The following is a 23,099-nucleotide window of genomic DNA, read 5'->3' as shown; positions in this document are numbered from 1 at the left end:
GGAAGACTGCTTGGTTAATCAATAAGCTATCACGAAATGAACGACTTGTGAAGATAGAGTCAAACTCGATATCTGAAGCATTCGAAACGCATACCGCAGAGAGACGGTAAGTGTGTCTTGTGAGCGCGCTCTCAATATCATTTGGGGAGCCAGAAACGTAACCAGTAGGCCGGTATATTCGTGTTTAGGGTTGTTGCCTTCTTGTTGATGACAAGACGCTAACAGTAGTATCGCAGGTGAGATCTATCAAACGAGAAAATGCCGGTATTAATGGGATGTATTGGTTCGCATTGCTTTGGTGACTGCAGGCTTCTCCTCAACTTGGAAGTCACTTTTCTATAGCCGGCTTAATCCTATATTTGATCGTGTGACTGGTTACCCTCTAAAAGGTTGCCATGCACCTTAAAAAAGCCTATGATAATATCATCAACTTACAAAAAGTAAGCATTATCGGTTGGGAGGCTTTTCGATGGTAGACATTGAGCATTTACAATTTGGACTGGAAACTTTTGGTGACATCGTGGCAAATGAAGACGGCAGCTTGCAAACTGCAGCAGCGTCTATTCGGCAAATTGTGCGCGAGGGGAAGCTGGCCGACGACTTGGGCATTGATGTTTTTGGTGTTGGTGAGCATCATCGACCAGATTATAGTGTGTCAAGCCCGGAAACGGTTTTGGCGGCTATTTCGGCGGTCACCAAACAGGTTAAACTTGCAACAGCAGTGACTGTGCTGAGTTCAGATGATCCTGTACGAGTTTATGAGCGATTTGCGACCTTGGATGCACTGTCCAATGGGCGAGCACAAGTCATGTTGGGCCGGGGTTCATTTACTGAATCCTTCCCGTTATTTGGCTATGATTTAACCGATTATGACGACTTGTTCAACGAGAAACTGGGGTTGTATGATGCTTTGCGCAATGAAAAGGCGGTTACTTGGTCGGGCAAATTCCGAGCTGCTTTGAAAAATCAGGAAGTCTAGCCTAAAACCGAAAACGGCAAACTCGAAACTTACATTGGCATCGGCGGTTCGCCGGAATCGGTGATTCGTGCCGTCAATTTTGGCTACAAAGTGATCATCGCAATCATCGGTGGTCAGGCGAGCCAGTTCAAGCCGTATATCGAGTTATATCACGCGGCGGCCAAGGAACTCAGCAAACCGGAATTTCCGATTGCCGTCCATTCCCACGGCTTCATTGCCGATGACGAAGACGAAGCCGTTGAAGTTGCGTTTAAAAATATCAAAGCCAATTTTGATCGTATTGGCTTAACGCGTGGGTGGGCGCTGATGAGTCGTGAACAGTTTGAAGGCGAAACCAAAGTCGGCTCTTTCTACGTGGGCGATCCAGAGACCGTGGCCCGACGCATGGCGGCGACCATTGACTTGCTTGATCTCGGCCGGTTTGATCTTGTTTACGGGGCTGGTAATCAAACGGCGGCACAACGCGAACGAATGATTGAGCTATATGGCACGAAAGTCATTCCGCGGGTCAAGGAAATTCTGGCAGAAAAGGCGGCGGTGAAATGATGGCTATTCAACGCGTCGGTATCATCGGTGCCGGAAAAGTCGGCATTGTCCTTGCCGGTCTAGCTTTAGATGCCGGCTATACAGTACGTATTTCCGGTTCGGGATCAGTCAAAAAAATTGCCTTAACCATTAAAACACTCGTTCCTGGCGCAATTGCGTCCGAAAATGCTGATGTTGTCGCTAACAGTGACATTATCTTGTTAGCAATTCCACTCAGTCGTTACAAGAACATTGATGCCGACTTGTTGAAGGGCAAGTTGGTAATTGATGCGATGAACTACTGGTGGGAAACAGATGGCATTCGCGAAGAAGTCTTAGACCCAAGTACGACTTCCAGTGAACAAGTTCAGACCTATTTCAAAGATGCCAAGATCGTCAAGGCATTCAATCATATGGGCTATCACAATTTGCAAGAAGAGGCGCGGCCCAAAGGCGATCCTAAACGCAAAGCATTATTTGTGACCGGCAACGATCCAGAGGCAGTCGCCACTGTGGCAGCTTTTGTCGATCATATGGGATTTGATACCGTTGTGCACAATAACTTAGCAGACGGCATCATGACCGAACCAGGCAGCCCACTGTTCGGCGCGAGTCTGCGATACGCTGAGCTTAAGGACATCATCGATCATTTTGATCAAACCGAGTTTGGTAAGCAAGTTGCAGCGCAGACCCATAAGTGATGGAATTGTTATAAAGGCAAGGCATACGGCCTATTGAAGGCTGAGGCGTCTTGTCTTTTTGCTACTAGTGTAAATCAAAAGTTGTCTGTAAAAATCAATCATGCTATGCTGAGAGCAAATTTTAGCAAAAGCTCTTATTTGTAACCGATCTTTTCAGCGAGAGGGGGTTCACTAGTGGAAAATAAAAATAAGGATCGAGGCTTCAATTACTGGGCGATGAGTTATAGTGGCAAGCTTCGTCGGACCTTGTGGATGTTTCCTTTTGGGGTGCTGGCCATTGCATTGATTGCATGGACATCAGGCAGTGTTTTCATAACGGTGATCTTGGCTGTATTTCTAACCATTATCTGGGCGTTACAGGTTGCTTACACCTATTTTATGGCACAACGAGAAAAGCACGACGGCGACAATCAATAATGTCAAACGGTGATGGTTATCGGTTTCATAGATAACCAGAGCGAGTCAGACAGTCAAAATGAGGTTCACTCATGAAGAAAACCCTTCGATGGTTTTGGCAGCACAAACTAATATTACTTGGGGTAACAAGCGTTTATCTTTTTACGTTCTATGACACGCACTTTACCTCATTTGATTTGGTCGTGTATGTGATCGCGCTGCCAGCCACTGTTTGGATAAGTGATCAATGGCGAAGAGCTTTATCTTAAGTATGGGGAAAATGGCTGACGGCGAGCCATTCATCCAACAAAATTAAAAAGGCACAGTCAAAAGTATGCTGCTAGCAAAGAGCAACTACTTTTGGCTGTGCCTTTTTTGTTTCTGCATGGATAAATTTAAATTACTAAGACAGCTTTAAAGACGTCAGTGCCAAGGCGGAGCAATCGTAGGCCAGATGGGGCTCAGCCGTGCAAACAACACAGCGACCGGGCTTGGAGCTGATGTTGTTAGGCGACTTCGAGACCGGGCTTTGGGCTCGAAGCGCCGTCACAGCGTTCCAGCACCATCTGGCCGGAGATTGCGGAGTTTGGCACGGCAAAGGATTCTATAGTTTAGACCTTTACTAGATTACGCGGATTCTAATGAGTCACGAGTCCAGTACAGGAATTACGATCCATCAGCTACGATCACGCCAGTTCAATTAAGCTTTCCGATTCAACAAGCTCTGCGTCAAGCGAATCAAATCATCCTGCGCAGCGCCTGCTGGTAGTTTTTGCAAACCGGCGATGGCCTGTTCAGTTCGTTTCTGGGCCATGGCGTAAGCTTGCTCAACGCCTTGATGGTGGATGACGAGCTGGCGCAGTTCATTCATTTCCGCATCGGTGATCTGATCTTTTTTTGCTAGCAGTGGCAAGAAAGCTTGCCGATTGCGTTGCATGGCCAGGATCAATGGTGCAGAGTAGACGCCACTGCGAACATCTTCGCACACTGGTTTACCGAGAGTGTCGTCATCACTGGTGTAGTCGAGGATGTCATCTAGTAGTTGGAAAGCAATCCCAATGTTCATGCCGATTTTTTCAGCGTTTTTAGCAAAGGTGGGACTGCTGCCGCTTTCGTAGGCACCGATGAAGCAACTGAGGGCGAAAAGTTGGCCAGTCTTACCGGAAACCTGTTTAAGATAGTCGTCGATGGTAATCTTGGTTTGGTAGCGAGTGGCCATTTGATCCAGTTCACCTTTAAGAATCTTTTCCATGCTGCCGCTGTCTTGCTGAATGCTGCGTAAGCTTGACGCATAATGCGACAGTAACTTGAAGCAGACAACGAAAAGGTAGTCGCCGGCATAGACCGCTGTGTCTGGTCCGAATTGCTTCTGGATGGTGACCTGATTGCGGCGGGTGGGCGATTTGTCAATGATGTCATCGTGAATCAAGGTCGCTGTGTGCAGGGTTTCAATGGCCGCTGCCAAGGCGATCATCTTCTCGCGATCAACGTCTTGAAACCGTGAAAAAAGCAGACAGTAAGCGGGACGCAACAGTTTGCCGCCGCCATTGATCATCTCCATGATTGCCTTGGCGACCGGTGTGTTGTTGGTCGTGATCTGTTTTTCGATCATGGCTAGCGCTGAAGCCAGCTCCGGCGCTAACGTTGGGTATTCATGCCACATGGGATGAATTTTCATGTGTAGCTCCTTTTTTGCGGCGCTTGGTTCGGTCGTAGCGCAGTCGCCGCAAGATATCGATGTGTTCAAAAAGAAAGTTGGCTGCGATGCCGACTGCGATGCCAGCAAGGATGCCCATAAAAGCAAGTACCGGCAGATAAAGCATGACAGTCCAGCTTTGGGCGATCAACGATGCCACTAAAAGCTGGCCAACATTGTGCAAAATGCCGCCGGCTGCCGAGATGCCGATCATGCTGACGCGTTTTTCACCTAATTGTTTGATGAACAGCATGCCAAACCAAGACAAGACGGCACCAGCGCCGCTGTAAAGGAATGTTGAAAGCGTGCCGCCAAGTAGGGTGGTGAGCAAGAGACGTAGACACATTAGGATAAAACTGTCGGGGATCGACATCGTAAACAGAGAAATGATGGTAATCAGGTTTGCTAAGCCTAGTTTGGCCCCAGGTGCAAAGGCGAACGGGAACGGAATCATGCGTTCAAGGAGGCCAATAATGACCCCTTGGGCGCAGAGTAGGGCAATATAAATATATTGTCGGGTACGGTCAGCTTTATACGTGCTCATTCAGTCACCATACCCCCTGTACTTCCGCCGCCTTTGTTTGCTTTAATTTCGATGAGCAGTTTATGCGGCAAGCAGACGATGGTTTGCCCAGGCTTGGTGATGCGTCCGCGCCGGACACAGACCTGATCTTGACAGTTAGCTTCTGTGATTGCGACACCTGCATCTTTAACTTCGATTTTGTTCCAATCGCCGTCTTTAGCGCGGTAGGTGAAACGACTGGTGCCGGTATGGCCAGTCAGTCGTTTGCGGTAAACCTCATGGCCGTCATGCGTGACGACAGCTGTGAGCACACGTTGTGGTTCAGCTTGTTGCTGCTGATTCTCGTGTACCGCAAAGATGACATAAGGAATGAAGGCCGCAAGGAACAGACCGCCAACGATGATCCAATCGAAAGGCCGAATCATTTTGAGATAACGTTTGAATGTGCTGGGCTGTTTCATGCTGGTGCTCCAATCTAAACCGCTGGATAAGTTCATGTTCATGGCATGCAGTTTATGCTACGCCTGAACACGAAGGACGGGGAGCAGCTATGGCCGGAAAAGATGGTCACAACAGCTTCCCGCTCTTGAAAAAAGACTCTAGGTAAGTCCACCCAGAGCCTTTTGTGTAGACAGTTATTTAAGCGTGTCGGTACCGTACAAGGATCGCGGTGTGCCGTAACGCCATTTACCGAAGACTTTCTGGAGATAAGGGACAACCCACTTATCAAGCCCAAATGCCCGGCCAGAACCATTCATGCAGGCGAACGCCATTGGAATCATCCAGATGTTAACCCAGTAGAACATACCGCTTAAGCAGAAGACACCGACAAAGGCGATAGTCGCTGCAGAGGTCAACCATGTGAACAGGCCGGCAACCAATGCAAGGCCAATCAAGATTTCCATGATGGTCATGGCTTTTTGCATAAAGAAGGCGACTTGCTGATTTGGAATCAATGCCTTGGTGATACTGTAGTACCAGTTTGGCATCTTTTCAAAGACCATCATTGGATCGTTTCCATACTGATAGGACAGTGAGAAGACAGTCTTCGTTGCCTTTGCTGCACCGGCAGCAGCGCCGGTTGCTGCACTGGTTGCGTCGGCGCCAGCAGCAGAAGCACCACTGGTTGCGGCTGGCTGCAGCCACGTGAACGGCAGACGCAGTTTATCAATGAACCATGATTCCTTGCCTTGAATCTTTGGCCAGCAATCAATCAACCACATGGCACCCAACGTGAGGCGGGCAGGAAGTGTCCACAAAACGTTACCTTGCCGAGACAGATGGCCGCGGAACATGTTACGGCCGTTACGTGTCCGGAAGAATTCGTGCATGAAGTACTGGAATAAATAATAACCGGAATAAACTTGGATGAAGTAGAGCATGTTGACCAAATGCTTCATCAACATCGCAAAGAAGCCGGAAAGATGGAGCCACCCCATGATGTTAGCAACACCATACATAGAACCGAGACTGACCATGAAGCCAGAATAGTTCGCTTTGTATTCAACTTGTTCTTTGTTTTCAAGCTTAGCTTCAATATTGGTCAAAGCAGTCAGCGCAGTGGCTTCAGCACCTTGAACAATTTGCGGTTGGCCTTTGCCAGTACCGTCTTGATCAACTAAGGAAACATCCCCAACAACATAAATGCTTGGATCGTCTTGGGATTCCATGTTGTTCTTTACTAAGATCCGGCCAGCCCGGCCTTGCTTCAAACCGAAGTCCTTCGCTTGGTCAGTTGCCTTAACCCCAGCCGTCCATACCAAGGTGCAGGTTGGGAAAGTTGAGCCGTCTTTCAAATCAACATGGTCTTCATGAACACCGACAACGCCAGTGTTCTTCATGACCTTGATGCCACGCTTTTCCATATAACGTTCAGCTTTATCGGCATCTGAACGATCCAGCATGTTCATAATGGTCGGAGCCATTTCCATCAAGCTGAATTGGATTTCATTTGGATCAAGTTTGTACTGTTTTGCCAGTGTGTCGCGCCAGTCACGCAGTTCACCGATTGTTTCTGTCCCAGTAAAACCGGAACCAACAATCACAATGGACAACAATGCCTTGCGTTTTGCTGGATCGTGTTCCTCAGAACCGCGGCGAACGACATCTTCAATGTGCCGCTTCAGCCGAATCGCGTCTTCCCACTTACCCAAAGTGAAACCGTGTTCGGCAACGCCCGGTGTGCCAAAGTCATTTGGCTGCGAACCGATGCCTAAGATCACGTAATCATAAGGGAAGCTGCCATTTTCCGTGACAACTTCTTTCTTATCACGATCAATGCCTGTCACGTTGTCTGTCACAACCTTGACGTTCTTACGCCGGTTGAACAGGCGCTGCAAATCATATTGAATCGCATCTTCCGGAACACGATCCGCTGCGATTTCATGCAGCTCAGTGACATAGGTGAAGTACGAGTGGCGATCGATCAGCGTGATCGTCACGTCTTTATTGCGTTTGTAGTGCTTGGCCAGGTGCTTTGTCGCATATACCCCGGCAAACCCCGCGCCAACCACGACGATATTGGTTTTCGCCATGCATAACACTCCTTACCATTTGCTTTACCATACTATTCACAAGTATGTGTCTAAGCCATTATAGCCTTTAATTTTACTTAATGTCTAACGTTCCGGACGTCTTTTTCTAAATCCGAACATTTTTGTGTAAAAAAACACAGAAATCCGGTCTACGTCGCGATATTAGAAAATGAGAAAGCGCTTATAATACCCGTAATAAGTTGATTTTTTCTAAGTGACTAGCTAAACTAATTATGTGATTGAAAACACAATATCGCAGTAACTAACTGCAAAAGGGGTAAATGTCATGAAGTTAAGTAAAGTTGTGACGGGGACAGCCGTTGTTGCACTGTCTGCTTTAGTTTTAAGTGCATGTGGCAGCAGTAGTTCCAGCAGTAAAAATTCAACAAGCAGTAAAGCATCTAGCAGCAAAGTGGTTAAGAAATCATCATCACAGAAACAGGTTGCTGGCGGTGCACTGAAAGATGGCACCTATAAGTTGGATGAAACCGGCTATGATCATGGCTATAAAGTACAAATGGCGATGACCGTTAAAGATGGCAAGATTACTTCTACTAAATATGATTACGTCGACAAAGACGGCAAGTCCAAGACAAAGGATGCCGCTTATGAAAAGGCAATGAAGGCTAAGGTTAAAGTTGGCCCGAAGGAATACATCCCAGAATTGAACAAGTCCTTCCAAAAGAATGGAACCAACGTTGGCGCTATTGATGTTATCTCTGGTGCGACTGATTCCAGTATGACCTTTAAGAACTATGCACAGCAATTGATCCAAGCTGCACAAGCTGGCGATACAAAGACAATCGAAGTTAACAACACCGGCAAGATGCAGGACGGGACCTACACACTTGAAGAAAAGAACTACTTCAACGGTTATCGTGTCACCTTCTCCATCACAGTTAAGGATGGCAAGATCACAGAGAGCAACTACGACAACATCAACAAAGATGGCAAGTCCAAGACGCTTGATACGAAGTACGAAGCAAATATGAAGAAGGTCAACAAAGTCGGCCCTAAGGAATACATTCCTGAACTGAATAAGTCACTGGTTGCTAAACAGTCACCAGCCAAGGTTGATGTTGTTTCCGGTGCGACCCACAGTTCCGATACCTTCATCTTGTATGCTGACCAACTTGTCAATGCTGCTCAAAATGGCAACACTAACAAGATTGAAGTCGACAATATTGTTTATAACAACTAATGTGATGTCACACTTTTGTGACGTTCGGTGATGCAATCGGTCTAGTACGATTGCTCAACCAAGTAAGAACTTGTTCAGAACTTTTTTGAACAGGTTCTTTTCTTATGCCGCAAAGCCCCTATATAATGACAGAGCGCGAGCAGGTTTCAAAGTCTGCGGACGTTTGGAGGAAAATGATGAAGAAACGATTTGTAGTCGTTCTGCTGATGTTACTGGCATTAGTCGCAACGGCCTGTGCCGGCAAAACGGCAGCAAAGCGCACGTTAGTCGAAGGCGATCCGTATTCGGATACCCAGTTTCTGATGGGAACCGTGGTGACGGTGAAAATCTATGACAAGGACAAGCAAGGTGCTTTGGATGCGGCGTTTGCCCGCGTCCAACAATTGGCTGATGAGTTGACGGTCAATCAAAAAGGGTCAGAGGTGGATGCGGTTAACAAAAATGCTGGCATCAAACCTGTGCACGTGACCCCCAGTGTTTATCGTGTCATCGCTGCTGCCAAACATTACAGCGAAAATTCCGAGGGTGCTTTTGATTTGGCAATCGGTCCGATTACCAGTCTCTGGCACATAGGCTTTGCGGATGCTCGAAAGCCAGCACAAAGTGAAATTGATGAGCGTCTGCCTTTGGTGCATTATCCGGATGTGGTTTTGAATGCCAAGAAGCAAACCGTTTATCTCAAGAAAAAGGGCATGGCGATTGACCTCGGCGGGATTGCAAAAGGGTTTATTACGGATGAAGTTGTTAAAACCCTCAAGGCCAAGAACGTGACCACTGCGATCATCGACTTGGGCGGTAATATTTATGTGATGGGCAAGAGCCCAAAGAACGTGAAAAAAGATTGGAACGTCGGCATTCAAGATCCGAAGAAGCCACGCGGGACCGCTATCGGCACACTGCCAGCTAGCAACATGACGGTCGTGACCTCTGGTATTTATGAACGGTATCTCAAGGTCGATGGGAAAATCTATATGCATTTGATGAATCCTAAAACCGGCTATCCGTTCGACAATAACTTAATGGGCGTTTCCATTGTGACCAAAAAGAGTGTCGATGGCGATGCCTTGTCAACCGCAACATTTGACAAGGGCTTAGCTGGTGGGATGGCCTATATTGAAAAGCTGAAGTATGCCGATGCTATTTTTATTACGAAAGATAAAAAGGTTTATGTCAGCTCAGGGTTGAAGGACAAGTTTAAGCTTTTGAAGGATTCAGGCTATACACTTGCGACGTTAAAAAAATAAGGGGGGGTAGTTTATGCCGTTGTCGGTATTTTTTGAGCTCGTTGAAATTCGCACGAAACTTGCGAGTATCTTGCCGTTTGCGATTGGCACTTTATTTGCGGTGACGTATTTTCACACTTTTAATGCCGTGAATACGATCCTGTTTTTTATGGCGATGCTGCTTTTTGACATGATGACCACTGCACTTAACAATTTGATGGATTATCGTAAGGCTAAAGATGCACATTATCAAACAACCACCAATGTCATTGGCCGGGCAAATTTAGCGCCCAAGCTGGTAGAAAAAATGATTATCGGTATGCTGATTGTCGCCTCATTGATCGGCTTGGTGCTGGTTTGGCGGACAGATTGGCTACTATTATTGATGGGCATGGCCTGTTTTGCCATTGGCATTTTGTATACATGGGGACCGTTACCGTTGTCACGGCTGCCGCTTGGTGAAATCTTCTCTGGTATCGTTATGGGACTGGGCATTCCAGTGATTGCCACGTATGTCAATATTGCACCGGGTCGATTGCTGGCACTGGATCTTGGGTGGCCGAATGTTGTCTTGCGCGGTGACTTTATTGCCATCATTGCATTAGGGCTGGCTTGCGTGACGCCTATGGCAACCATTGCTAATATTATGTTAGCCAATAACATGTCGGATCTTGATGAGGACCAGCGTAATCACCGGCACACTTTGCCGATGTATTTGGGTAGCTGGTGGTCGCCACGCGTGTATGCGCTGCTGGCGTATGTTGGATTTTTAGCCATTATTTTTGGCGTCATTTTTGGTGCATTGCCAGCTTGGACGTTGGTGATAGAACTTGCTTGGCCGCTTGTGATCAAAAATGTCCACCGATTCATTCGTGACCCCAGCAAACAGCGTACTTTTCATACTGCGGTCATCAATCTCGTTATTGAAAATGGTTTACTGGTCTTGGGCTTGGGAATGGGGGCGATCCTATGAGCGAACCATATCATCGGTTAACTTGGCCACTTTTTCTGGAATTTATTCGATTACCCGCTAAGGCGGCTAGCATGTTGCCATTTGTGCTGGGCATTAGCTATGCAGGCTGGGCATTTCAGCAATTTTCATGGGTCAATAGCCTGATCTATGGGCTTGCGCAGTTAGCGATTGCCTTGTTTGTGACTGGTTTTAACAATGTTCAGGATTATTTTAAAGCCAAAGATCAAAGCTATCAGCAACGGCAAAATATTATTGGCCGTGAGCACCTGTCACCGTGGGGGATGCTCGCCTTGACCATCGTGATTTTGCTGGTGAGTGTCATATTAGGCATCATTTTGGTCATGCGCACCAACCTTAGTCTGCTCGTGATCGGCGCGATTGGTGTTGGTGTGGCTATTCTGTATACATTTGGCCCGGTCCCTTTGTCCCGTCTGCCCCTAGGTGAGTTGTTAGCCGGTTTTGTGGAAGGTTATGGTACTTTCATCATTGCTGTGCTGATCAACATGCCCGCCCCAAGTCCGCTTAATTTGATGTTGGGACGGCGCACCTTCACCTTTTCATTTGATCTAGGCTGGCTCCTGCAACTTTTACTCGCGGCTTTGCCAGTTATCATTCTAAATGCCGCCGTGATGTTTGCTGACAACATTGCCGACATGGATCAAGATATCAAAAATCAGCGCTTCACCTTGCCATACTTCCTAGGCCGCAAACGCGCCTTGCAATGGTACCGCCTCATCCCGTTCATCACTTTCGCTGCGCTGATTCTAGGTGTCCTAACCCGCGCGTTACCATTTTGGAGCCTGTTAGTGCTAGCAACTTGGCCGCTAGTACGAAATAATACTCGCCGTTACACAAGCAAGCCAAGTAAAGATAAAACCTTTATTTTCACGATTCAATCATTATTAACTGTTGGTGGTACGTTGTTGCTGACGCTGTGGTTGGGTATTCTTTTTTGACTTCTCATGGATTATTGATTGCTTTGCCTTGGCACGGCAAGAAAACTTTTCGCCTAGGATCTTCCTACGATTATTCGGGATTGAATGAAGCCCAAGTCCTACGAAGAAATTATGGCTCACCCTCACTGCTTGCCATCTCCCCATAATCTTGGTAAGATATTGGACGTGACTGGAGGGAACATGATGACAGCTAAGAAAGTAGCACTTGCTTGCTCGGTTTGTGGGCAACGGAATTATTTTGTTCCCGAAAACCCAAAACGAACAGAACGATTAACCTTAAAAAAATTTTGTAAACACTGTGGCCGGGTAACGGTCCATCAAGAGACAAAGTAAACATGGAAGGAGCAGAATGATGAAATTTATCAAAAGTGTTTTCGCAGAAATGAAAGCCGTCACTTGGCCGACTGCTCGGCAAACGCGGCGTGATACCTTCACCGTCATCATGACTTCCATTATCTTTGCCATTTATTTTGCGGCAGTTGATTGGGTCATTAACATGATCTTTCAGGCTTTCCTATACTGATGCCTGACAAACCGCCAATTTTTTGGTATACTCTTGTCAGTGCAAAAACCGCCTTCGATGACGGTTTTTTATTTTGACTCAAAACACTTAAAGGAGACGCATTATGGCTGAAACAGTTACATCGGCAGAAAAACGCTGGTACGTGTTGCATACTTATTCCGGTTACGAGAATAAGGTGAAGACCAACCTTGAACAGCGGACGAGCAGTATGAACATGGACGATTATATTTTCCGTGTGGTTGTGCCTGAAGAAGAAGAACATGAACAAAAGAATGGTAAAGAGAAGATCGAAATGAAAAAGACCTTCCCTGGTTACGTGTTGGTTGAAATGGTGATGACTGATCAATCATGGTTCGTTGTTCGTAACACACCGGGTGTGACCGGCTTTGTCGGTTCTCACGGCGCTGGCTCTAAGCCTGCACCACTATTGCCTGAAGAAGTTGCCAATGTTTTGCATTCTATGGGTATGAGTACCCGCCACAATGACGTTGAATTCGATGTTGGCGAACCAGTGACGATTATTGATGGTGCCTTCACCGGTATGCACGGTAAAGTCACGGCAGTTGATAAGGAAAAGATGAAGTTGAAAGTTGTCACCGAAATGTTCGACCGCGAAGTTACCGCGGAACTGGATTTCGATCAAGTCGACAAGCTGTAGGCTTAGCTCATGAGCGGCTGGTTCTGGATCGTTGCGGCCATTGGTCTTGTCGTGGTTGTAGGCGGTCTGGCAGATTATTTGTTGCTGGCACGGCCGGGGTATCAACCGGTTCCGCTGGTGATGGATCCGGTACCTACTTTGTTTATTCCTGGGCACCTTGGCACACGCTATTCGTTTGGGCATATGCTCTGGCGGCTCCAGCGCCGTTATGGACTCAGCAAAGATGTTGTAGCGATTGTTGCGCCAGATGGCAAGGTGCATTTGCGTGGGCAGCTGAACCTAAATCATCATGCAGCAGTCCAAGTGTTGTTCACAGATAAGGCGGTGCGTCCAGCAGCTCAGTTGCATGGCTTGGAAAAGGTGATCACAGCGTTGCAAACGCAACAGGCGTTTGCAGAGGTGAACATTGTCGGCCATTCGATGGGTGGTGTCACAGCTGTCCTATATCTTTTGAGCAAGCCGACAGTGCCTGTCGCCAATCTAGTCACGATTGCTGCGCCGATGAATGATTTAGAGGTGGCGCAACGATCACCAATCTTAAATTGGCGGTTGACCCGCACCGGGCCGGAACATGCTGCACCGATTTATCAACAGTTTCAAAAGACAATTGGTAATTTACCGGCAAATCTGCGGTGGCTGAATATCGCTGGTGATTTACTAATTGGCGGCCGCCATGATGGTGAAGTGGCGATCAATAGCAGTTTTGCAATTCGCTATTTGGTCAAAGACCGCATCAAAGATTATACCGAGGTCGTGATCCGCGGCCCGCGGGCTGCACACAGCCTGTTGCATGAAAATCGGCTTGTCGATCACGACATTGTTGAATATTTATGGCAGCGGCAGCGTGATTTTTAGTGCTGCTGGTCACGTCACAAAAGTGGGAGGAAACTAAATGGCACAAATCTATGTCGCCGCACCATTCTTTGATGCGGCTCAAACAAAGCGACTTGATCAAGTCTTGGCAGCATTGCAGGTCAACAAGTCGGTGACCGGTGTTTTCTCACCCCGCGATGATACTAATAAAGCTAAATTGGAAGAAAACTCACCAGGCTGGCAGCGTCAGGTCTTTGGTGAAGACATTCAAGGCTTGCATCAGGCGACAACCATGGTGGCTATTCTAGATTATGTTGGCGATACACCTGATCCTGGCACGGCTTTTGAAATCGGGTACGCCTATGCGCATCATATGCCGATCGTCGCCGTTCAAGTTGGCAAGATGCCAATGAACCTGATGTTAGCTGGCTCGATCACTTGTTTCGTTCAAGAAATTGCCGAGCTCAAGACACTAGATTTAGCACATGTGCTGGTTCGACCATATGTTGGTCCGGTTTTCTAACTTGAACACATAGGAATCGTCGGAGACGTTTTTGCTCTGACGATTTTTTAATTTGCTCAGGATTTTTGGAAAAGGCGAACGCACTGGCGGCCACCAGTTACCGTCATCTAACTAGTTGTTATTGTTAAATCTATATCTTGATATAAGATCCATGAGGATATACCATATCTTGTATACGGGAGGTACGGATATGCAAGTTATGACGAAACCAATCACCTTGGCACCAGCTTTTATTGCCGAGGTTAAAAAAGAAATAAAACCACATTGGGGTGAACTTGGCTGGGTCACTTATAAACGTACTTATGCTCGGTGGCTGCCAGATGCTCAACGCACTGAAAACTGGGACGAAACCGTCAAGCGCGTGGTTGAAGGTAACATTAACCTTGATCCGCGCCTACATACAGCGAATCCTGATCCCAAGGTCGTTGAAACATTGCAAAAAGAAGCACGGAATCTTTTTAAACTGATTTATGGTTTGGCGGGCACACCTTCAGGCCGTAATTTATGGATTTCCGGAACAGATTATCAAAAGCGCAATGGCGATGCCTTGAACAATTGCTGGTTCATCGCCATTCGCCCGCAACCTTATGGCCAATCACACATTGTGCCTGAAGATTATCCCGTCTCGCAGCCGGCTGTGTCGATGCCATACTCCTTTATGTTTGATGAACTGATGAAGGGCGGCGGCGTTGGGTTTTCGGTGACAAAGGATAATATTGCAAAGCTGCCACCTGTTGCGACCAAGCTTGAGTTGACGGTTGTGATTGGCCGCAATAGCGCGAGTTATGCTGATTCTTTGAAAATGGGTGCGGTTGACCGTGACGAGTGGGAAAAAGCACATGCCGGTGAACAGGCTGATCATTGTGCCTTGCCAGATACGCGAGAAGGTTGGGTGTTGGCCAACGCGAAAGTGATCGACCATCATTTTGCCGCGACTAATCCAAGCGGTCAGACAAAACTGGTTTTAGATATCACCAACATTCGGCCAAAGGGTGCACGAATTCACGGTTTTGGCGGTACTGCCTCTGGACCGATGCCATTGATTGAGATGTTATTGGATATCAACAAGTTGCTCAATGCTCGCGTTGGCCAACACTTGACGGCGGTGGATGCGACTGATATTGGTAATTTGATCGGTAAAACAGTCGTTGCTGGCAATGTTCGGCGCTCCGCTGAAATGTCACTCGGCTCAGCAGACGATGACGATTTTATCACGATGAAGCAGGATCAAAAGCAGCTTTATCATCATCGTTGGGCGTCGAACAATAGTGTTGCGATCAATACACAATTCGATGCTTACTCGCCGATTGCCCACGCCATTGCCAAAAATGGCGAACCCGGGATTGTGAATCTTGAACTGTCACGGCGGTTTGGTCGGATTGCTGATGGCGAAAATGCGGAAAATGATCCTGATGTTGAGGGTACCAACCCTTGCGGTGAAATTTCCTTGGCCAATGGAGAACCTTGCAATCTGTTTGAAGTCTTTCCAGTTGTTGCAGTTGAGCAAGGATGGAAGCTGAAACAGGCCTTCACATTGGCAGCACGATTCGCCAAGCGGGTGACCTTTAGTCATTATGACTGGCAGGTTTCGCGTGATATCATCAAGAAGAATCGGCGTATCGGTGTTTCCATGTCTGGTATTCAAGACTGGTTCCTGAATGACTTTGGCCGGCGGGTTGTGAGCGGGTTTGAGTCAGTCGTTGATCCGCAAACTGGCAAAATGGTCCAGAAACCGATTTACGATCCGGAAATTAAACAAGCCGTTGATGGTTTGTATCACACTGTGGTCGATGCCGATCAGGCTTACTCAGATGCTTTGGGCTGCGAACCGTCGCGAAAACATACAACGGTTAAACCTTCAGGGACTGTGGCGAAACTTGCTGGCGTTTCAGAAGGGATGCATTTCCATTATGCTGGTTATCTGATTCAGCGCATTCGGTTCCAAGGCAACGACCCATTGTTACCAGCTCTGCAGGCATGCGGTTATCACATTGAACCAGATGTTTACACGAAAGGCACGATGGTGGTTGAATTCCCAATTCGCGCCGCCCACGCTGATGATCCTGCCTTTGCCTCAGCCGGAACGGTGTCAATTGCTGAACAGATTGCCACGCAAGCATTTTTGCAGACGTACTGGTCTGACAACGCGGTCAGTTGCACGGTCACCTTCCAACCAAAAGAAGCCGATCAAATTGCTGGTTTGCTTTCCCAGTATCGCCATGTCATTAAGTCGACGTCGATGTTGCCCTACGTAGGTGCTGGTTTCAAACAGGCACCTAAGGAACCCATTGATGTCAAAACTTACAAGCAAAAGTGTGCCGCAATTCATGGTTCCGTTGCAGCTGTCTTTGCGGTTCAAAACGCGGATCATGATCAAAAGGACCTTGAGCTCGTTGATCAAACCGATTGTGCCGGTGGCGCTTGCCCAATTAAATAAAAAAGTGTGGAGGAGTTTATTTTGAAAAAAGTTTTACGTTCATTAGTGGTCTTTTTCGTTGCGATGTTTGTGCTGGCTGGGTGCAGCAGTTCTGGAAATGCGGCCAAAAGCAGCAGCAAGTCTAACCAGATTGTAGTGACTTATCAGTTGAAACAAAATGGCAAGGCTTTTGCCAAGAAAACGATTGATCAGCCTAAAAAGTCGGTTGTCATGACTGGCTTGAAAAAAGGCTGGACAGTGAAGGCTTCTAAAGGTTTTATTACCGAAATTGCTGGCAAAAAGCAGAATGTTGCCAAAAAGACATACTGGCTCTACACGATTAATGGCAAGATGGCCCAAAAAGGAGCGACAGAACAACCGGTCAAGAATCACGATAAAGTGGTGTTTGACCTGAGTGTCACCAAATGAAGCCGCAGCCATCAGCAACAAAGCCATCGCCTGTTCGGGCGGTGGCTTTGCTTGGTCTATTGACCGCTTTATGTACGGTTTTGCGGATTGTTAAAGTCCCTATTCCGAATGTGCAGCCTGTCACTGATATTTTAATGATTGTCACGCTGTTGCTCGGCTTTCGCTGGGGCTTCAGTTTGACCATGAGCACCTTGATCGTGTCCAATTTATTTCTCGGTTTCGGACTCTGGACACTCCCGCAGATTGTTGCGTATGCGTGCTGCATGGTGATTGTGATTGTTATGGTAACCATTTTGCCAGTTATTCGTCGCCGAATTTGGCTGCAAATCGGTCTTGCCGGCTTGCTAGGGTATCTATACGGCTTCATTGTCAGTTTAGGCATGGCGGTGATTGGCAGTTTGAATGGTCTCGGCTTTTGGGCGTACTATGTGAGTGGGTTACCGTTTGACACGTATCATGCCATCGGTAATCTAGTTTTTTACCCGATCGTACTCGCCATTTTACGGCAGGGCTTGCAACGTTTTGATCGAGGAGGCGCACATTTTGAAACTTTACACAAAAGTCGGTGACCATGGTGCCACTAAACAGATTAACGGGAAAAAGGTGCCAAAGTTTTCTCCCCAGATTGTCGCATTAGGTGATTTAGACGAGCTTGATTCATGGCTGGGCTATGTTGCCTCGCAGGCTAAAGCCACGCCAGACTTTGATTGGTTGGCTGAGGACCTCGAAGCTCGGCAGCGCGAGTTGTACGAATTATTGGCAGATGTTGCGGTGCCGCAGCATCAGACGATTACCGTAGATCACGTACAGGGATTGGAATTAGCGATTGATAACATGATGGCGGCGGTTCCGAAAATCACGGCCTTTGTGCTACCTGGCGGCCATCCGCTGGCGGCAGCCTTACAATATGGCCGAGCAGTAGCCCGCCGCGCCGAGCGATCATTGGATCAGTTGGATGCTGAGAGTCAACCGCTTGATTCCGTGATCTTACAATACAGCAATCGCTTGTCCGACTATCTGTTCGCACTGGCGCGGTACGTGAACTATAGGGCCGGAGTGGATGAGGTAAAAAGCAAGTGAGGTGCAAAATAAAAAGCCTTGATTCGAGGATAGCAAACGTTAGATACTATCGGATTCAAGGCTTTTTGTTTTCCGAAAAATGCCACGTCTATCGCTGCCAGAAAGTAGTCGCATCTTTCTTTTGGTCAATCGTGTAGGCGATGAGGTCGTGGATCAACTGCTCGTCTAGTGGCTTGTGCCATGGGAAGCGAATGATTTGGCTATGGTCGTAACCGGCTTTGTCGATTTGCGGGAATTGCGCCTGAATGTTAGCAAAAAGTGATTCGACTCGGGTTAAATCATCAGGCGTGGGAATGCGTTGGTACCATTCAGCAAGTGAGCCCATTAGATCTTCTCCTTTAGCGATGCAGGTAACATTTTCAACAAGCCTTGTTGTTCAAACCAGTAGCCGATGCGCAGGAGCTGATCTTCGCGGCCTTTGGCGGCGGTGAATTGGATGCCCAGTGGTAAGCCTTCAGGTGAGATGGCGGTCGGCAAGCTGATTGCGGGCGCACCGGTTAGATTGGCTTGTTGCGTGAATGGCGAATATTCAAGACTGGGTTCAAAAAGATCCCAAATCAGCTCTTGTTGTTCCTGCGGTGCCAGCTCAGCGGCGTGTTGCATTTTAGCAACGATGGCCGGCGATTGTAAAACGGCATCGATGCGGGGCGCTGTTTTGGCTGTTGTTGGACTCAGCAGCAAGTCGTAGCTCTCATGAAAATGGCTGTATGCTTCTGCTGCGCGATCCCAAGCACCAAGTGAGAGACTGTAGTCTGCTGCAGAGGTGTGCAAGCCGGCCTGATAGATCACCCAAGTTATCAACTCCATGTCGGCGGCGGTGGCCTGCTTGCCAGTTTGGGCGGCAAATGCCTGAAACATGGCCGCAGTTTCGCCGCCGTTCATCATGTAGTACGCCTTCATTAAAGCAGTACCGTCAACATCAGGGGCAGCCGCAACGACTTGGTGTCCTGCTGCTCGCAACGCATCCGCCGCGGTTTCGACGGCTTTAACAGCGGTGTCACTGACAGGGGTGCCAACAGGCGATGTTGTGGTGTAAGCAATCTTCAGTGGTCGTGCATCGCCAACAAGATCTAAGCGTAATGGGGGCGCGATGAAGGGAGCAGCTAGCTGGGTTGTGGCAAGCCCACGAAGTAGCGCCGCTGTATCGGCCATGGTTTTCGTCAAGGCGAAGTTGATGGATGCTCCTTGCCAGCCACGCCACTCACCAGGTCCGGTTGGCACGCGGCCACGGGTTGGCTTCAAACCGATCAAGCCGGAAAAAGAAGCGGGAATGCGAATCGAACCGCCACCATCAGAACCGGTTGCCAGCGGACTAATACCTGAAGCCACAACCGCTGCTGCGCCACCGGAAGAGCCACCTGGCGAATAGTCGTGGTTCCACGGGTTGCGGGCGGGACCATAAAGTTCTGCATCTGTGATGTTTTTAAAACCAAATTCCGGTACATTACTTTGACCAACGATGATGAAGCCTAGCCGTTGCAAGGCCTTAACAAAGTTATTGGTGTGTTCGGACTTGGCCTTGGCGAAGAAGCGACTGCCAAAAGTTGCTGGAGCGCCAGCAAAGTCTTGACCCAAGCCTTTAAGGATCAACGGCATGCCGAAAAACGGTTGACCGTGATCTTCCAGTTGATTGGCGTCCTGCTTGGCTGCTTCAAAACGGGTCCAGGTAATGGCATTGAGCGCTGGGTTTAATGCCGTCATTTTCTCACGAGTACTATCAATCAATTCTGCTGGAGACAGCACCCCGGCGCGAATAGCAGCGGCTTGATCAAGTGCAGATTTTTGCATCATGAACCTCCCCTTTAAAAATTTTTAGGCTTTCCTTACTATGGTTATCTTTGACAACTATCTTACATTCACGGTAACCTTTTGTTAAAGTTAATTGCCCGCACGCTTACACGTTTGGGGGATACTTAAGCGCATATGCTAGCACGTTCAACAACCTCATCATACATGATCACGGAAAGAATGGGTGTATCAAGCTCATTTTTCTATTGTCCTCATGGTGACGGTTTCTTGGCCTGCCAGCGTATCTTATAGGAGAATAAGCATGCTAAAGAAGACGATGTCGGGGCATGGCGCCTCGACCCAAGAAAAAACGGCAGCATTGACGCGCTACAGTCAAATGAGCGATCAAGCAGTCTACCAAGCATTGAAAACCAATCCAGATGGTTTGAGCAGTACCGAAGCTGCGGATCGCTTAGAAGCAGTCGGCGCGAATACTGTTGTGACCCAACATCCGCGCCCATGGTATTTGATTTTACTTTCGGCTTTTAATGAACCGTTTGTCTGGGTGTTGGCCTTTTTGGTGGCAGTATCGACTGCGACAGCTGACTATGATGGCGCGATGATGATGAGTCTGATGATTGTGCTGTCGGTGACGATTCATTTTTGGCAAGAATACCGCTCTCAAAAAGCTAGCCATGCCTTGGCTGCCTTGATTGCGAACACAACAGCGGTGACGCGTGATGGTCAGACGCAGGAACGGTCGATGGATGACGTCGTGCCAGGGGATGTCGTCCAGCTTGCCACTGGGGATATGATCCCGGCCGATGCCTATTTAGTGGCCACCCACGATCTATTTATTAACCAGTCTTCGTTCACCGGCGAAGCGATGCCAGTGGAAAAGCGCGCTGAAGTCTACGAACAGGATGCTGATATTAGTGTCTTTGACTATCCTAATTTAGTTTTTATGGGCACAGACGTTATTTCCGGTTCTGGGACTGCGGTTATTTTGAAGACTGGGGATGCGACGTACTTTGGCGATATGGCTAGTCAGATTAGCGGCAAAACGGATCCGACCAGTTTTGAGCGCGGTATGCGAGCCATCAGTCGGTTGTTGATCGGGATGATGCTCGTGCTCGTACCAGTCGTATTTGTCATCAATGGCGTGACGAAGCAGGATTGGTCACAAGCTTTCTACTTCGCAATAGCAGTGGCCGTTGGACTCACGCCGGAAATGTTGCCAATGATTGTCAACAGCAACTTAGCAAAAGGCGCCTTGGCGATGTCGAAGCGGAAAGTAATCGTTAAACGACTACATGCCATTCAAAATTTGGGCGCCATTGATACGCTTTTTACCGATAAAACTGGCACGATCACTGAGGACCGGGTTGTGGTGATGCGGTATGTGGATGCCACCGGCAAAACCGATCCAGCAGTGCTGCGGTTGGCTTATATGAATGCTAATTATCAAACCGGTTGGCACAATCTCATGGATACAGCCGTGGTTGATTATGTGAAAGAACATCACGACGAAATTGTGGACTTGCCAGCGGGATTAGAAAAAATTGATGAAATTCCGTTTGATTTTGAACGCCGGCGACTGACAGTGGTGGTAGCCAATCACGACCACCAATGGATGATCACAAAAGGTGCCTTTGAAGAAATGTTGGCGGTCTGTGATCAGGTTCAGCTTCATGGTGAGATCCTACCGTTGACTGACGAACGCAAACGTCAGCTTGAGCAAACCAATGCCATGATGAGTGGGCAAGGCATGCGCATGATTGTGGTTGCCTATCGCACGGATGTCCATGAACAACGCATTTACACGACTGATGATGAGCAACATATGGTCATGGCAGGCTTTTTGGGCTTTCTCGATCCCGCCAAGCCAGACGCCAAAGAAGCGGTCAGCTTGCTGCATGCTCATGGCGTTCGTGTGAAAGTGCTGACAGGTGACAATGCGATCATCACCCAACACGTAGCCGAAGAAGTCGGGATTCCTGAGCAAGCAGTGATCAGCGGCAATGAAGTGGACGCCATGACCGATAATGATTTGCTCGAAGCTGTTGAAACCACTGATCTTTTCGTGAAACTGAGTCCGATGCAGAAAGCCCGCATCATCAAGACAACTCAAGGGGCTGGGCATACGGTAGGGTATATGGTTGACGGCATCAATGACACCGCCGCTTTGCGTGAAGCCGATGTCGGTATCAGCGTCGATACCGCGGCGGATATTACCAAGGATGTCAGTGGCATTATTTTGCTTGAAAAGAGTCTGCTGGTGTTGGAAGACGGTATTGTTGAGGGTCGTCGCGTTTATGCTAATGCCATGAAGTACATTAAAATGACGATCGCCTCTAACTTTGGGAACGCGTTTTCCGTACTTATTGCCAGCATTTTCTTGCCATTTTTGCCTATGCTGTCCATCCAACTGTTGCTTCAAAACCTGATTTATGACACCTCGCAAATGACCATTCCTTGGGACAATGTCGATGATGACACGCTCGCGAAGCCGACACCATGGCGGGCCGATGGTCTACTGCGCTATGCCCTGACGTTTGGACCACTAAGCTCGATTTTCGATATTACCACCTTCCTGTTCTTATGGTTCGGACTGGGCGTTGGCGCACATGCCGCGAGTTTACCTGCAGAACACATGTTTCAGGCAGGTTGGTTTGTGGTTGGACTCTGCACACAATCATTGGTCATTCATGTCCTGCGTACCCGTAAAGTACCATTCTGGCGCGTCCCAGCTTCAGCTATCGTGATTCTCTCCACTATGATGGCGCTATTAGTCGGCCTCTTCCTGATTCTTTCCCCGCTCCACAAAGCCTTCGACTTCGGCATCCTCCCAGCAGCTTACTGGCCAGGCGCCGTCATCATTGTCTTAGTCTATCTGGGGATGGTCGAATGGGCAAAAGCGGGTTACCTCAAACGTGGACGGCCATGGCTGTGAACGTACGCGAGTTCAAAACTGTGCCTACAGCTCTAGCTTCGCGGTCGCCAGCCCCCGACGCTATGTGACCGCTCGGAATGTCGGAAACAAACCGCACAAAATAGAATCATTAACAAGAATGTGTTTGTTATCGTTGGAATGTGAGTCCTACTGGTTCACGTGCTTTTACGAGTTTAACTTGTGTTTTACCCCGTAAAATGATAATCTATTCAAGTATGTTTTCAGCATACGCGTGGGAGGCCAAAACTTCTGGCCATCATAACCACATC

At 48.0% G+C, this 23,099-nt stretch carries 22 protein-coding genes and 1 pseudogene; 17 read left to right on the top strand and 6 right to left on the bottom strand.

The window, feature by feature from the left end; translation table 11 throughout:
- The first annotated feature begins 469 nt into the window (after positions 1–469).
- From LBPC_RS11525 to LBPC_RS11515, 3 genes and pseudogenes are all read left to right on the top strand, one after another.
- Positions 470–1,525: pseudogene (locus LBPC_RS11525) on the top strand (LLM class flavin-dependent oxidoreductase).
- A complete protein-coding gene (locus LBPC_RS11520; protein WP_003603228.1) occupies positions 1,522–2,205 on the top strand; it encodes an NADPH-dependent F420 reductase in 684 nt (227 codons plus the stop codon). Before LBPC_RS11525 ends, LBPC_RS11520 begins: the two are co-directional and overlap by 4 nt.
- A gap of 174 nt (positions 2,206–2,379) precedes the next feature.
- Entirely contained in the window at positions 2,380–2,622 is a 243-nt protein-coding gene (locus LBPC_RS11515) for a hypothetical protein (protein ID WP_003603225.1), read from the top strand.
- Positions 2,623–3,301: 679 nt separating this feature from the next.
- Here LBPC_RS11515 and LBPC_RS11510 read toward each other — a convergent pair.
- The 4 genes from LBPC_RS11510 to LBPC_RS11495 form a co-directional block, all read right to left on the bottom strand.
- The gene (locus LBPC_RS11510) at positions 3,302–4,279 is read right to left on the bottom strand and encodes a polyprenyl synthetase family protein (protein ID WP_003571366.1); all 978 of its coding nucleotides are present in this window, start codon (positions 4,277–4,279) and stop codon (positions 3,302–3,304) included.
- A complete protein-coding gene (locus LBPC_RS11505; RefSeq protein WP_003603219.1) occupies positions 4,254–4,841 on the bottom strand; it encodes a Gx transporter family protein in 588 nt (195 codons plus the stop codon). The genes LBPC_RS11510 and LBPC_RS11505 overlap by 26 nt, the downstream gene beginning before the upstream one ends.
- A complete protein-coding gene (locus tag LBPC_RS11500) occupies positions 4,838–5,281 on the bottom strand; it encodes a NusG domain II-containing protein (RefSeq protein ID WP_003576171.1) in 444 nt (147 codons plus the stop codon). Before LBPC_RS11500 ends, LBPC_RS11505 begins: the two co-directional genes overlap by 4 nt.
- A 174-nt stretch (positions 5,282–5,455) precedes the next feature.
- Complete coding sequence (locus tag LBPC_RS11495; protein ID WP_003603217.1) at positions 5,456–7,354, bottom strand: NAD(P)/FAD-dependent oxidoreductase; 1,899 nt, start codon at positions 7,352–7,354, stop codon at positions 5,456–5,458.
- A 286-nt stretch (positions 7,355–7,640) separates the two neighbouring features.
- On the opposite strand from LBPC_RS11495, the gene pplA reads away from it, so the two are divergent.
- The 13 genes from pplA (at position 7,641) to LBPC_RS11435 (ending at position 18,149) form a co-directional block, all read left to right on the top strand.
- The gene (gene pplA / locus LBPC_RS11490) at positions 7,641–8,555 is read left to right on the top strand and encodes an extracellular electron transfer flavoprotein PplA (RefSeq protein WP_003567187.1); all 915 of its coding nucleotides are present in this window, start codon (positions 7,641–7,643) and stop codon (positions 8,553–8,555) included.
- A gap of 176 nt (positions 8,556–8,731) precedes the next feature.
- Positions 8,732–9,799, top strand: coding sequence for an FAD:protein FMN transferase (locus tag LBPC_RS11485; RefSeq protein ID WP_016365341.1), 1,068 nt, complete (start codon positions 8,732–8,734; stop codon positions 9,797–9,799).
- Positions 9,800–9,812: 13 nt separating this feature from the next.
- Entirely contained in the window at positions 9,813–10,751 is a 939-nt protein-coding gene (locus LBPC_RS11480) for a 1,4-dihydroxy-2-naphthoate polyprenyltransferase (RefSeq protein ID WP_003603213.1), read from the top strand.
- Complete coding sequence (locus LBPC_RS11475; protein WP_003580741.1) at positions 10,748–11,707, top strand: UbiA family prenyltransferase; 960 nt, start codon at positions 10,748–10,750, stop codon at positions 11,705–11,707. Before LBPC_RS11480 ends, LBPC_RS11475 begins: the two co-directional genes overlap by 4 nt.
- Positions 11,708–11,890: 183 nt before the next feature.
- Entirely contained in the window at positions 11,891–12,040 is a 150-nt protein-coding gene (gene rpmG, locus LBPC_RS15855; RefSeq protein ID WP_003571356.1) for a 50S ribosomal protein L33, read from the top strand.
- Between the two features lie 19 nt (positions 12,041–12,059).
- Positions 12,060–12,230: a preprotein translocase subunit SecE gene (gene secE, locus LBPC_RS11470; protein WP_003567177.1), complete on the top strand. Its 171-nt coding sequence runs from the start codon at positions 12,060–12,062 to the stop codon at positions 12,228–12,230.
- Between the two features lie 103 nt (positions 12,231–12,333).
- Positions 12,334–12,888 carry a transcription termination/antitermination protein NusG gene (gene nusG / locus LBPC_RS11465; protein WP_003567176.1) on the top strand — a complete coding sequence of 185 codons (555 nt, stop codon included), beginning with the start codon at positions 12,334–12,336 and terminating at the stop codon, positions 12,886–12,888.
- 9 nt (positions 12,889–12,897) lie between these two features.
- Entirely contained in the window at positions 12,898–13,743 is an 846-nt protein-coding gene (locus LBPC_RS11460) for an alpha/beta fold hydrolase (protein ID WP_003580738.1), read from the top strand.
- Positions 13,744–13,780: 37 nt separating this feature from the next.
- Entirely contained in the window at positions 13,781–14,224 is a 444-nt protein-coding gene (locus tag LBPC_RS11455; protein ID WP_003580735.1) for a nucleoside 2-deoxyribosyltransferase, read from the top strand.
- 190 nt (positions 14,225–14,414) lie between these two features.
- The gene (nrdJ, locus tag LBPC_RS11450; RefSeq protein ID WP_016383615.1) at positions 14,415–16,661 is read left to right on the top strand and encodes a ribonucleoside-triphosphate reductase, adenosylcobalamin-dependent; all 2,247 of its coding nucleotides are present in this window, start codon (positions 14,415–14,417) and stop codon (positions 16,659–16,661) included.
- 21 nt (positions 16,662–16,682) lie between these two features.
- Positions 16,683–17,069: a DUF4430 domain-containing protein gene (locus LBPC_RS11445; RefSeq protein ID WP_003567167.1), complete on the top strand. Its 387-nt coding sequence runs from the start codon at positions 16,683–16,685 to the stop codon at positions 17,067–17,069.
- Positions 17,066–17,638, top strand: coding sequence for an ECF transporter S component (locus LBPC_RS11440; protein ID WP_003567165.1), 573 nt, complete (start codon positions 17,066–17,068; stop codon positions 17,636–17,638). The genes LBPC_RS11445 and LBPC_RS11440 overlap by 4 nt, the downstream gene beginning before the upstream one ends.
- Complete coding sequence (locus tag LBPC_RS11435; protein ID WP_003603205.1) at positions 17,613–18,149, top strand: cob(I)yrinic acid a,c-diamide adenosyltransferase; 537 nt, start codon at positions 17,613–17,615, stop codon at positions 18,147–18,149. The genes LBPC_RS11440 and LBPC_RS11435 overlap by 26 nt, the downstream gene beginning before the upstream one ends.
- Positions 18,150–18,237: 88 nt before the next feature.
- On the opposite strand, the gene LBPC_RS11430 is transcribed toward LBPC_RS11435, so the two are convergent.
- Both LBPC_RS11430 and LBPC_RS11425 read right to left on the bottom strand, forming a co-directional pair.
- Positions 18,238–18,474, bottom strand: coding sequence for a hypothetical protein (locus LBPC_RS11430; protein ID WP_003661834.1), 237 nt, complete (start codon positions 18,472–18,474; stop codon positions 18,238–18,240).
- Positions 18,474–19,937, bottom strand: a complete 1,464-nt coding sequence (locus tag LBPC_RS11425) for an amidase (protein ID WP_016383614.1) — start codon at positions 19,935–19,937, stop codon at positions 18,474–18,476. The genes LBPC_RS11430 and LBPC_RS11425 overlap by 1 nt, the downstream gene beginning before the upstream one ends.
- A gap of 262 nt (positions 19,938–20,199) precedes the next feature.
- On the opposite strand from LBPC_RS11425, the gene mgtA reads away from it, so the two are divergent.
- Complete coding sequence (mgtA, locus tag LBPC_RS11420; protein WP_003603201.1) at positions 20,200–22,830, top strand: magnesium-translocating P-type ATPase; 2,631 nt, start codon at positions 20,200–20,202, stop codon at positions 22,828–22,830.
- The last annotated feature ends 269 nt before the right edge of the window (positions 22,831–23,099 follow it).

The organism is Lacticaseibacillus paracasei subsp. paracasei, assembly GCF_000829035.1.
Taxonomy (GTDB): Bacteria; Bacillota; Bacilli; order Lactobacillales; family Lactobacillaceae; genus Lacticaseibacillus; species Lacticaseibacillus paracasei.
Note: the sequence above shows the minus strand (reverse complement) of the source record. Positions and strands in the feature narration are given on the sequence as shown.